General features: G+C 60.5%; 12 protein-coding genes. 9 read left to right on the top strand and 3 right to left on the bottom strand.

Features of this window, described 5'->3' with window-relative positions; all coding sequences use genetic code 11:
• On the bottom strand, positions 1 to 622 hold a 622-nt coding region (locus JWR14_RS11190; RefSeq protein WP_299705916.1), incomplete at its 3' end, for a LysR substrate-binding domain-containing protein.
• A gap of 153 nt (positions 623 to 775) precedes the next feature.
• Here JWR14_RS11190 and JWR14_RS11185 point away from each other — a divergent pair.
• From JWR14_RS11185 to JWR14_RS11175, 3 genes are all read left to right on the top strand, one after another.
• On the top strand, positions 776 to 1,822 hold the full coding sequence (locus JWR14_RS11185) for a YeiH family protein (RefSeq protein WP_299705919.1): 1,047 nt from the start codon (positions 776 to 778) through the stop codon (positions 1,820 to 1,822).
• 174 nt (positions 1,823 to 1,996) lie between these two features.
• Positions 1,997 to 2,731, top strand: a complete 735-nt coding sequence (locus JWR14_RS11180) for a glutathione S-transferase (RefSeq protein WP_299705913.1) — start codon at positions 1,997 to 1,999, stop codon at positions 2,729 to 2,731.
• 54 nt (positions 2,732 to 2,785) lie between these two features.
• Complete coding sequence (locus tag JWR14_RS11175; protein WP_299705910.1) at positions 2,786 to 3,589, top strand: aldo/keto reductase; 804 nt, start codon at positions 2,786 to 2,788, stop codon at positions 3,587 to 3,589.
• 78 nt (positions 3,590 to 3,667) lie between these two features.
• Here the strand turns inward: JWR14_RS11175 and cadR are convergent, their stop codons facing one another.
• Positions 3,668 to 4,099 carry a Cd(II)/Pb(II)-responsive transcriptional regulator gene (gene cadR, locus JWR14_RS11170; RefSeq protein WP_299705907.1) on the bottom strand — a complete coding sequence of 144 codons (432 nt, stop codon included), beginning with the start codon at positions 4,097 to 4,099 and terminating at the stop codon, positions 3,668 to 3,670.
• An 80-nt stretch (positions 4,100 to 4,179) separates the two neighbouring features.
• On the opposite strand from cadR, the gene JWR14_RS11165 reads away from it, so the two are divergent.
• The 4 genes from JWR14_RS11165 to JWR14_RS11150 all read left to right on the top strand — a co-directional run bounded on the left by JWR14_RS11165 (position 4,180) and on the right by JWR14_RS11150 (position 9,258).
• Entirely contained in the window at positions 4,180 to 6,513 is a 2,334-nt protein-coding gene (locus JWR14_RS11165; RefSeq protein WP_299705905.1) for a heavy metal translocating P-type ATPase, read from the top strand.
• Positions 6,514 to 6,610: 97 nt separating this feature from the next.
• Entirely contained in the window at positions 6,611 to 8,347 is a 1,737-nt protein-coding gene (locus JWR14_RS11160; protein WP_299705903.1) for a ClcB-like voltage-gated chloride channel protein, read from the top strand.
• Between the two features lie 313 nt (positions 8,348 to 8,660).
• The gene (locus JWR14_RS11155; protein WP_299705901.1) at positions 8,661 to 8,936 is read left to right on the top strand and encodes a hypothetical protein; all 276 of its coding nucleotides are present in this window, start codon (positions 8,661 to 8,663) and stop codon (positions 8,934 to 8,936) included.
• Between the two features lie 79 nt (positions 8,937 to 9,015).
• A complete protein-coding gene (locus tag JWR14_RS11150) occupies positions 9,016 to 9,258 on the top strand; it encodes a DUF2795 domain-containing protein (protein ID WP_299705899.1) in 243 nt (80 codons plus the stop codon).
• Between the two features lie 23 nt (positions 9,259 to 9,281).
• Here the strand turns inward: JWR14_RS11150 and JWR14_RS11145 are convergent, their stop codons facing one another.
• Positions 9,282 to 9,902 carry a TetR/AcrR family transcriptional regulator gene (locus JWR14_RS11145; protein ID WP_213761475.1) on the bottom strand — a complete coding sequence of 207 codons (621 nt, stop codon included), beginning with the start codon at positions 9,900 to 9,902 and terminating at the stop codon, positions 9,282 to 9,284.
• Between the two features lie 310 nt (positions 9,903 to 10,212).
• Between JWR14_RS11145 and JWR14_RS11140 the strand changes: the two genes are divergently transcribed.
• Entirely contained in the window at positions 10,213 to 11,361 is a 1,149-nt protein-coding gene (locus JWR14_RS11140; protein WP_299705893.1) for an efflux RND transporter periplasmic adaptor subunit, read from the top strand.
• A partial coding sequence (locus JWR14_RS11135; RefSeq protein WP_299705890.1) for a hypothetical protein occupies positions 11,358 to 11,595 on the top strand: 238 nt, incomplete at its 3' end. The genes JWR14_RS11140 and JWR14_RS11135, both read left to right, overlap by 4 nt.

Below are 11,595 nucleotides of genomic sequence, written 5' to 3'. Positions count from 1 at the left end.
GCTCAACCAACTGGCGCACGCCCGACCCGCCCTCGCGCAACACCAGCGAATGAGCACATATGGCTTCCAGCGTCACTCCGCCAGAGGCGGCCGACAATGGATGACCACTCGGCGCAATCGCCACGATTTCGTCCTCGCGCCACGCCGTGACTTCAGTCCCCGGCGGCAAATCAGCACCCACCGGCCCTTCGATCATCGCGATATCCAGCGAACCCAGCGCCGCGACGATTTCGGCCGTATTTCCGTCGATCGTGTGAACCGTCACATCCGGATGCTGCCGATGAAACTCCGCGATCAAATAGGGCAACAGGTAACTCGCCGGCGTCGTGCTCGCGCCGATCCGCAACGTGCCGCGCTCGAGCCCCCGCAGCGCATTCCGGTACGCGTGCGCCTGCCCGACTGTCTCCCGGATTCGCGTGGCATAAACCGCGAGCTGTTCGCCGGCGGCCGTCAAGCAAATGCCACGACCGGCGCGCTGATACAAAGGCTCGCCAAATTCATCCTGCAACTGACGCAACTGCCCTGAGACGGCCGGTTGCGACAAATGCAGCGCAACGGCGGCCCGGCTGATGTTGGCATGTTCGGCGACGGTGGCGAAGGTTATAAGCTGGTCTGGAGTCATTGCGTGTAACTATCGGCTGGATGGATAGTTTACATCCTAAATGACGATTTCTCATATCGATATATCAATACTAGGATTAGCACATCGAATACGTCGACCAAAACGGAAAAAGCCGTGAACTCCCTCGCCCCTCCTGCCGCATCTCGTCCCGGTCTGACCGCCCCAGCCGGTCAAACGCGTGGTCAACTGAACGGCATCTTGTTCGTTGCGCTCTTTGCCGCCGCTGTCACGCAATTAGCCGCGCTGCCATTCATCTCGAATCTGGGACTCAGCCCGCTGATCGTCGGCATTGTCGCGGGAGCCATCTACGGCAACGCGCTGCGTGACGGCATGCCGGAAAGCTGGGCATCCGGCGTAAACTTCTCCGCTCGCAAACTGCTGCGTATCGCAGTCGGCTTCTTCGGGCTGCGTGTAAGCCTGCAGGAAATCGCTCAGGTCGGGTTGCCGGGGCTGACGGTGTCGGTGCTGGTGGTGGTGAGCACGCTCGTCATTGGCACATGGGTGGGCATGAAGCTGATGAAGCTCGACCGAGATACAGCATTGCTGACTGCGGCCGGCAGCGCGATCTGCGGTGCCGCAGCGGTGCTCGCATTCGAATCGACATTGCAGTCCGAGCCGCATAAAAGCGCGATGGCGGTCGGCAGTGTCGTGTTGTTCGGCACGCTCTCCATGTTCCTCTACCCGCTCGCGTTGCACCTCGGCTGGCTGCATCTGGACACGCTGGGCGTCGGCTTGTTTTTCGGCGGCACGATCCATGAAGTGGCACAGGTGGTGGGCGCGGCCAGCAACGTGAGCCCGGAAGCGACGCACATTGCGACCATCGTGAAAATGACGCGCGTGATGCTGCTCGTGCCGGTGCTGCTCGTGATCGGCATGTGGGTGAACCGCTCGCGTAGCAACGGTCAAACCGACGGCAGCGGCACGAAGCGCAAGCTGGCGATTCCCTGGTTCGCGCTCGGTTTCCTCGCGCTCGTGATCGTGAATTCGTTGCACGTTTTGCCTGACACCGCGACGCACACGATGAACACGCTCGATACCTTCGCGTTGACCATGGCGATGACCGCACTGGGTATCGAAACACGGATCGCGCAGATTCGCCAGGCGGGACCTCGCGCGCTGGTGACCGGCGCCATTGTGTATGCCTGGCTAATCGGGGGAGGACTCGCGATAACCCTGGGCGTCGAGCGCCTGCTCGGGTAACGTTCGTAGAGGTGCCGCTTGCAGCAACGCAAAAGCCCCGCCGCCCGCGCGGGGTTTGTGCTTTTCAGCGAGATTACAGGCGCGATGTACAAACACCATTCAAGCGCAACGGCACGCGTGTTGCTACCCTCTTGGCTTTGGGTTTCCAGCAATCACACCGCGAGGAGTTTGCCTATGGCCTACGAACTGTATTACTGGGATGGTCTTCAAGGCCGCGGCGAATTCGTCCGGCTAGCACTGGAAGACGCCGGCGCTGACTACGTTGACGTTGCACGCGGCGCGAAAAAGGACGGACAAGGCACCGGCGCCATGATGAAGATCATCAACAGCAAAACCGAGCCGCACATTCCGTTCGCCCCGCCATTCCTGAAGGATGGTGAACTGATCATTCCGCACGTCGCAAACATTCTGCAATATCTCGGGCCGAAGCTCGGTCTCGCGCCAAAGGACGTAGGCCTGCGCTATGTCGCGCATGGCTTGCAGTTGACGATCGCGGACATGGTGGCCGAGGTCCACGATACCCATCATCCGCTCGCAAGCGATCTGTATTATGAAGACCAGAAGGACGCTGCGAAAAAGCGCTCGAAGGATTTTATCGAGAACCGGGTCCCGAAATTCATCGGTTATTTCGAGCGGGTGCTCGCGCAAAATCCTCAGGGCGATACGCAGATAATCGGCAACACGACTACGTACGTGGACCTGTCGATATTTCAACTTGTCGATGGCCTGCACTACGCTTTTCCGCGTGCGATGAAAAAATTCGGCAGCTTGTATCCGCGCGTGGCGGCATTGCACGACGCCGTGCTGGAACGACCGAATATCGCGGCTTATGTTGACTCGGAACGCCGGATTCCCTTCAACGAATCCGGCATCTTCCGTCATTACCCGGAACTGGATCAGGACGCCTAGAATTCCTGAACCGGCCGGCCTGTATCGGATAAACGTATTCAAAAGGAGTATCAGATGATCGAAACAATTCCGTCCTTCGGACTCGGCACCTTTCGCGTGGACGCGGAGAAAACCGCCAAGTCAGTCACCAGCGCGCTGCAACTCGGGTATCGCCATATCGATACCGCGCAGCTCTACAAGAACGAAGAAGCCGTTGGTAAAGGCGTGCGCGACTCGCTCGTGCCGCGCGACGATATCTGGGTCACCACCAAAGTCTGGCATGACCGGCTGCGTCGTGACGACGTGGTGACAAGCCTGGTGGAAAGCCACAAGAAGCTGAATATCGGCACGATCGATCTCGCGCTGGTGCATTGGCCGTCGCCGGATAGCGTGGTGCCGATCGCCGAATCCATCGCGGGGTTTCAGGATGCGCAGAAGCAGCAGTTGATCCGGCATTTCGGCGTGTCGAATTTTACCGCGCCGTTGCTCGAGGAAGCATTGAACGCGCCCGGCGGCGAGGGCATTGTGACGAACCAGTTCGAAATCAGCCCGTTCCTCGCGAACCGCAAGCTGGTCGAGGCAACGCAGAAGCTCGGCGTGAAGGTGACCGCGTATATGCCGCTCGGCGAAGGCCGCGCGCACAAGGATCCCACCTTGGTTGCCATCGCGAAGAAGCATGGCGTAACGCCTGCTCAAGTGACATTTGCGTGGCTGCTGTCACGCGATATCGTCGTGCTGTCCGCGTCGACGAATCCGGAACATCAGGAACTGAACTGGGACTCGCAAAAGGTACGACTGGACGCCGACGATATCGCGAAGATCGATGCACTCGACGAAGGTCAGCGAAACGCGAAGCCGCCGTTTGCGCCGAAATGGTGATCGAGTAGTTTCACGTAGGACGCAACCCGGCTTTGATGTGACGAGGCCGGGTTTTCAATAGAAGCCCCCCTTCGCCACTCAGCCCAAATGGGTCCGCTTCTCGCGTGCGGGCACAACATTGTTCGTAGAAAGCGCCTGCACGATACCGCAGTCCGTCGTCGCTTCTTCCGTCGTGCATTGGCCCCTCAACGCAACCAGTTGCGACTTGAGTTGCGTCAACTCCTCTATCCGCCTGTCCACATGAACAATGTGTTCATCGACGAGCGAATTGATCGAACCACAGGGTTCGCCGGGCGCATCGGTTGCGCTGAGCAAACGCCGGATCTCTGCATGCGTCATGTCCAGCGCCCGGCAATTGCGGATGAACCGCAGCCGTTCCGCGTGCTCTTCCGTGTAATTCCGATAATTGGAATCCGTGCGGCTGGCCTGCGGCAATAAGCCCTCTTTCTCGTAGAAGCGGATGGTTTCAGTCGTGCACTGAGCCATTTTCGCCAATTCACCGATTTTCATTGCTTGCGCTCCTGGTCAACGCTTGACCTTGAAGTGGCTTCAGGACGTCTACTCAACCATATATTGCCTCTGGAGGCCACATGGTTGATCGATCCACCGTTATCAAAGCTACGCCGCAGGACCATGGCGCGGCGTGTTGCACGCATGCTCACGTTGAGGTTACCGGAAAGGCGGAGCCCTCGTCGGTCACACGACCAGACGACAAATTATTACGCTCTGCTGCCGCCGGGGACACGCAAAGCGTCTTTTTCGTTGAAGAAATGGATTGCGCTGCGGAGATCGCGTTGATCGAGAACAAGCTTTCCGCGCTGCCCGCCGTTAGCGACATGAACTTCGACATCATGCAGCGCCGGGTAACAGTCAGCCACATACCCGGACAGCAAGAAACCATCATGCAGGCGATTCGCTCGCTGGGCATGTCCGCGACGATTATCGACCCTGATAGTACGCGCAAGGATGACGCTCCCCAGAAGCGCCGTCGCGCATGGCCGCTTGCGCTGGCCGGTGTTGCGGCAGTGGGTTCCGAGATACTGAGCTTCGCTGCTCTTTCCGCTTCGATGTCGAACTGGCTTCCCGCCTGGTTGCCGCAATCGCAACCTTCCTGGCTGCCATCATGGGGTTTGCTGACCTCGCTACCCAACGCGATCGCGGCAGCGCTTGCGCTGGTCGCCGTCATCGCGGGCGGCCTCGGCACCTACAAGAAAGGCTGGATCGCGCTGCGCCACGGCAATCTCAATATCAACGCGTTGATGAGCATCGCCGTCACGGGCGCGCTGATGCTCGGCCAGTGGCCGGAAGCGGCGATGGTCATGGTGCTGTTCAGCGTAGCCGAACTGATCGAATCAAAATCGCTTGACCGGGCACGCAATGCCGTCAGCAAACTGCTGCAACTCTCGCCGGATCGCGTGACCCTGCAACAGGCCGATGGCAGCTGGAGTGACGTCGACGCCCGTCAGGTCGAGATCGACGCCATCGTGCGCGTCAAGCCCGGCGAGCGGATAGGACTTGACGGCGTCGTCACGGCAGGTCGCTCGGTGGTCAATCAGGCGGCGATCAGCGGCGAAAGCCTTCCCGTCGATAAAACCCCCGGCGACACTGTCTTCGCCGGCACGCTAAACGCGTCAGGGTCGCTTGACTATCGCGTCACGGCCCGTGCCGATGGCACCCTGCTCGCGCGGATTATTCACGCGGTATCGGCGGCGCAAGCGTCGAAGGCGCCCACGCAGCGTTTCGTCGACCGCTTCGCGCGTATCTACACGCCCGTTATCTTTGCGCTCGCCCTCCTCGTGGCAGTCGTGCCGCCGCTTTTGTTCAGCGGCGCGTGGCAGACCTGGATCTACAAGGCGCTCGTGCTGCTCGTGATTGCCTGTCCGTGCGCCCTGGTCATCTCGACGCCGGTGACAATCGCGAGTGGGCTCGCCGCTGCCGCCCGCAAGGGGATTCTTGTCAAGGGTGGCGTCTATCTCGAGATGGGGCGCACGCTAACCGCCCTCGCCTTTGACAAGACCGGCACCATCACGCGCGGCGTTCCTGTTCAAACGGATGTCCACATCATGAGCGGCGCCGACGCGCAGCTTTGTGGCCTGCTCGCTGCCAGTCTCGCGGGGCGCTCGGATCACCCGGTATCCAAAGCTGTTGCGCAAGCGGCAAACATCGAGGAATTGAACCGTTTCAAGGTCGAAGAGTTTGCAGCACTGCCCGGCCGCGGCGTGCAAGGCATGCTGGACGGGCGCAGCTATGCGCTTGGCAACAGACGTCTGGTCGCGGAGCGTGGTTTCCTGAGCGCGGACACAGCCAAGCGTCTGGATGCACTGGAAAGCGAGGGTAAGACCGCCGTCATGCTGATCGATGAAAAAGGTGTGCTCGCGCTGTTCGCGGTCGCCGATGAAATCCGCGATGGCAGCCGCGATGCAATCGCCGCGCTTCGCAAGCTGGACGTCCGCACCGTGATGCTGAGCGGCGACAATGAACGCGCTGTAGCGACCATTGCACGGGACGTGGGTATCGATGAAGCGCACGGCAACCAGTTGCCCGAAGACAAACTCGGCGCCATAGCGGCCCTGGCGTCGAACGGTGCGCGGGTCGGCATGGTCGGCGACGGCATCAACGACGCGCCGGCACTCGCGCGCGCGGACATCGGCTTTGCGATGGGTATCATGGGCTCGGACGCTGCGATTGAAACGGCCGATGTGGCGCTGATGGACGACGACCTTCGCAAGGTGGCCGCGTTCATCGGTTTATCGAAAGCGACGCATTCCATTCTGGTCCAGAACATCACGCTGGCGCTGGGTATCAAGGCCGCGTTCCTGGTCATGGCGCTTACTGGCTCCTCAACGCTCTGGATGGCGGTTATCGCCGACGTAGGCGCAAGCCTGCTCGTGATCGGCAACGGTCTCAGGCTGCTGCGCAAGTAGCGCCGAAGCGCTCTGAGCGTGTCGGGTGTGCGACGTTTTTTCCACCGCATGGATGATATCCTTGCCCGCACATTCAGCCGCCCCGTTCAGAGCTTACGTGCTTTCATTCCTTCTTAAACTTCGCACCCGGGCACAGATCCGGTTTCGCTTCTCCGAGTCCCACACCATGCTCGTGTGGGCCGTGATTGTCGGCGTGGCAGGCGCGTTCGCGACCTCGGCGTTTCGCGTTGGTATCGACGAAATGCAGCGGCTTTTTGGCGGTGATCACGGTAACTTCGTCGAGATGGCCACGCGCCTGCCGTGGCCTGTGCGGGTCGCGTTGCCAACGGCGGGCGGATTGATCGCAGGCCTGTGCCTGCTGATCGCTCGGCGTCGTTCCACAGGTCAGGCGAATGCCGACTACATGGAAGCCGTGACCATAGGCGACGGCGTCGTGCCGGTCTGGCAAAGCCTGTGGCGCAGCATTTCGTCGCTGTTCACCATCGCGAGCGGCGGGTCCATCGGACGAGAAGGCTCGATGGTGCAACTCGCGGCGCTGTGCGCGTCGCTGATCGGCCGCTGGGTCCACTTCGATCCGCCGCGCCTGCGCCTGCTTGTCGCCTGCGGCGCAGCGGCCGGGATCACCTCGGCCTACAACGCGCCTATCGCCGGCGCGTTCTTCGTGACCGAGCTCGTACTCGGCTCCATGGCCATGGAAAGCTTCGGGCCGATCGTGGTGTCGTCGGTGGTCGCGAACATCACCATGCGGGAGTTCGCCGGCTATCGACCGCCTTACGAAATGCCGGTGTTTCCAACGGTCGCCGGCGTCGAAGTGCTGCTGTTCGTCGTGCTTGGATTGATCTGCGGCGTGCTCGCGCCATATTTCCTGCGCCTCCTGGCAGCATCGAAACAACGCTTCGCCAGGCTGCCCCTGCCCTTGCCGATCCGGCTCGGATTCGGTGGCCTGATTGTCGGCGTAATCTCTATCTGGTATCCGGAGGTCTGGGGCAACGGCTATGAAGTCGTCAACTCGATCCTGCATCATTCGTGGACCTGGGAAGCGCTGGCTGCAGTGCTCTTCTTCAAGATCGCCGCGACCGCGGCAACCGCGGGTTCTGGCGCGGTAGGCGGGATTTTCACGCCGACGCTCTTCGTGGGCGCGGTGGTCGGTTGCTTGTTCGGGCTGGCGGCGCATACGATCTGGCCGAACTCCACATCTGCGCCGTTTGCTTACGCGATGGTCGGCATGGGCGCGTTCCTCGCTGCGGCCACGCACGCTCCGTTGATGGCAATCCTGATGATCTTCGAAATGACGCTGAGTTATCAGGTCATGCTGCCGCTGATGCTGTCGTGCGTGGTGGCATTTTTCATTGCGCGGGCATCGGCGCAGACGTCGATGTACGAGGTCACGCTGCGTCGCAACCGTGACGAAAAAGAGCGCTCGCGACTCGCCGCCACGCAAATGCGCGAGCTCGTGAAACCGGCCGATACCGTGGTCCCGCTCGATGCAGACGTGAAAGCGATGACTCGGGTGTTCCTCGAGTATCCGGTGAAGTACCTTTATGTCGTTGATGCGGATGGGCAATTTCGCGGCGTGGTGGCGCTGAAGGACATCACGTCCGATCTGCTCGATGAGCGCGACACCGCCATCAAAACTGCCGAGGATTATCTGCAACCTCATTTCGATGTCCTTACACCGGACATGTCGCTGGGTGAAGCGTTGCAGCATTTCCTGGCGTTCCAGGGCGAGCGTTTGCCGGTCATCGACGGCCCGACGCGCCCGGTGTTACTCGGCGTTGTTTATAAAACGTCGCTTCTCGATGCTTACTTCCGATTAAACCCGGCATCACGCTGAAATTGCCCGATATTGCTCAAAGCGTGCAAAATTGCGGCAGTGCTGGAGCACCCATCAAGCATCGTTGAAGCATCCGCTTACGACCTTATTCTAGAATTCGCTCGAACAACGGCAGCCCGCGCCGTTTGAAACAAGGCTCGGAAGGCAAGCACCATTCATCGGCCAAAGCGCTGTCAAACCGCACTCATCGATTGGCATGGCGTTTGCTCGAATCCTCGCTACTATTCTCCGTACGGCCTCGTGTTTGTGCTGCCTGTATGTCGCTTGTGCAAGCTCGCGTGAGTTTGTGTACTAGTGTCTGGAGGGTTGAGCGATGAAAACCTCAACGGCTTTATTGATGGTTCTGGTATCCGTGTCGTGTTATGCCGCGCCAATCCACACCGACGATGCGGCAATCTACACGGCTCGCCAGGCTGAAGCCATGCGCGCGGCGCTTGCCATTCGCGCCAATGCGCCGCCGGTCTCGCCGCCGGCCCCAGAGGTGCGTGCGCAGGAACTCGATCACGCTCACTGGTTCCATGTGGAATTACCCAAGCCGCGCGCGCCCAGTCACGGTATGTCAAGCCGGCTCATAGAAGTGCAGACGTGAAGGTGCGCCGCTAACATGGCGCCTCGGATTGACCACGAAACGACCACGAAACGACCACGAAGAACAACCAAGGGCACCAATGACCGATACGCACGTGAATGCCAGCTTGAATGACGAACCGATCGATGACGAAATCGCAGAGGTATTGCGCGATCTGACGTTTCCGACCAACAAGGACGGCATTGTCGATGCGGCGCGCGCTGCGGGGGTGAGCAACGACGTCATTGCCGTGTTCGATGGATTGCCTGAGCAGGATTACGCGAGCGCCGACGCCGTGGAGCAGTTGCTAGGCAGTAACGGCGGATCGGGGCTCTCCATCTGAGCGACGTTTTTTCCCCGCCCCGCTCAGACCACATCAGACCCAAACACCACCCGGCTAAAAAACTTCGCTAGGACGGCTTCGGACATTTCGCTGCCGCAAGCCTGCGGATCCGACGTATAAAAAAACTGCATTCCGTCGATCAACGCTGTGAGTCCAAGCGCAAGCTGCTCTGCCGGCATGGGCAACGGCGTTCCCGCCCGCTCTGAAAACGCGACAATATAAGCGGTTGTCGTCTGCAACAATTCCCGGATGAATGCGTTGAATTGCGCGCGAAATTTGGCGTCGCGGCTTGATTGCAATTTCGCTTCAACCCACAGCAGAAAACACTTGTTGTCGCGATAACACTCGCTGTAATACTGCAACAGGCGGGCTTCCATGTCGGCCCGGCTCGCTTCGCCATCGAAGATGGAATGCAGGCGACCCATGATCCCGTCGTGATCGCGCTTGAGCAACTCCAGAAATAAAGCGGACTTGCTGCCGAAGTTCGAATAGAACGCACCGCGCGTATAACCAGCCGCCGCCGCAATGTCCTCCACGCTGGCCGCAACAAACCCCTTCTTCATAAAAACAGTTTGTGCAGCGTCCAGCAAACGCTCACGCGTTTGATCACGGCTTTGCTCCCGGGTAAGGCGAATTCGTTTCATCGGCTGAGTTTAGCATCTCAAAATTGGATTATGATACGGCTTTGATTTCAGATACAGAGTTGTATTAGAATTCATCGCGTATCTGGCGACGAAGGACTGGAAAGCATGATGGTCATGGTATACCGCCTTTCCAACCATCGAGCCCCGAATAACGCCACATCTTGAAAATGCGCAGCGACAGGCCGTGTCGACGCTGCGCACCGACCGTGTATGCAAGCCCCTCTTGCAGGCACGGGAAGCTTTTGCGCCGAGGTCATTCGTGATTCTGCAAGTCTGTCGCCGCACGTTGTCATCGCTCCGATCGCGGTTAATGCCGTTCACGTTCCCCGGGTCGGGGTCTTCCGTTCGCCACGCCCTTGGCTTGTCACTCGGCGCGGTGGTGGTCGTCGCGCTCAGCGCCTGCGGCAAGAAAGAAGCGCCCCCTGTGGCGCTGCGTCCGGTGGTCGCCATGGCCGCCGTAGCCGACACGCACACGGTGCAGTCATCGCTGCCCGCCACCATCGAAGCGCGCTACTCGACTCCGCTGTCGTTTCGCGTGGGCGGGAAGATCATCGAGCGCCGTGTGCGTCTGGGCGACAGCGTGAAAGCCGGCGAGATCGTGGCGAAACTCGATCCCGCCGATAACGCCAAGAACGCCGCGAGCACGGCCGCGCAACTCTCCGCCGCCCAACACCAGCTCACTTATGCCGAGCAGCAAGTCACGCGCGACCGCGCCCAGGCGCAGGAAAACCTGATCGCACGCGCGCAGCTCGAACAAACCGAAAATGCCTATGCAGCAGCGCTCGCGCAGCGCAACCAGGCACAGGCACAGGCCGCGTTGTCGGCCGATCAGTTGAAATACACCACGCTGGTCGCTGACCGCGCCGGCGTCATCACGGCGGAACAGGCGGACACGGGACAGAACGTATCGGCGGGACAAGCCGTCTATAACCTCGCGTGGAGCGGCGATATAGACGTGGTGTCGGACGTGCCGGAAACGGCGCTCGGATCGCTCGCGGTCGGCCAGAAAGCCACCGTGACGCTCGCCGCGCTGGGAGGCAAACAGTTCGCTGCCCGCGTGCGCGAAGTGTCGCCGGCCGCCGATCCGCAAAGCCGTACTTATCGCGTAAGGATGACGCTTGAAGCGCCCACGCCGGAAATCCGGCTTGGCATGACCGCAGACGCGGCGTTCGCGCAGGTGGCCGCATCGAGTGTGTCGGGTGCACCGGGCCAGGCGTTCACGCTGCCCTCCACCGCGCTGTTCCACGCCGGCAAACTGCCCGCGGTCTGGATTGTGAAAACGGACGACTCGCTTGAATTGCGGCGCGTGGACGTGTCGCGATACGGCGAGCGCACCGTGACGGTTTCCAACGGCATTGCGCCCGGTGACCGAGTGGTGTGGCAAGGAGTCCATACCGTTTCTGCCGGCCAGAAAGTGCGCGTGGTTGCGCCGTTGCATCCGGAAGATTTCGCGTCATGAGCGACCAGGAACGGGAATCAGCAAAAGCCGCTGCCAATGCTGCCGCGGCGGCATCGGGCGATTATCGTCACGAAGAAGGCAGTTTCAATCTCTCGGCCTGGGCCCTTCGCCATCAGGCACTGGTTGTCTTCCTGATCGCGATGGCGACCATTTTCGGGGTCCTCGCGTACACCCGGCTCGCGCAATCGGAGGACCCGCCGTTCACGTTCCGCGTGATGGTCATCCAGACCTTCT

It is taken from the genome of Caballeronia sp. (assembly GCF_028292365.1).
Taxonomy (GTDB): domain Bacteria; phylum Pseudomonadota; class Gammaproteobacteria; order Burkholderiales; family Burkholderiaceae; genus Caballeronia.
This window is presented reverse-complemented; position numbering and strand designations above follow the sequence as displayed.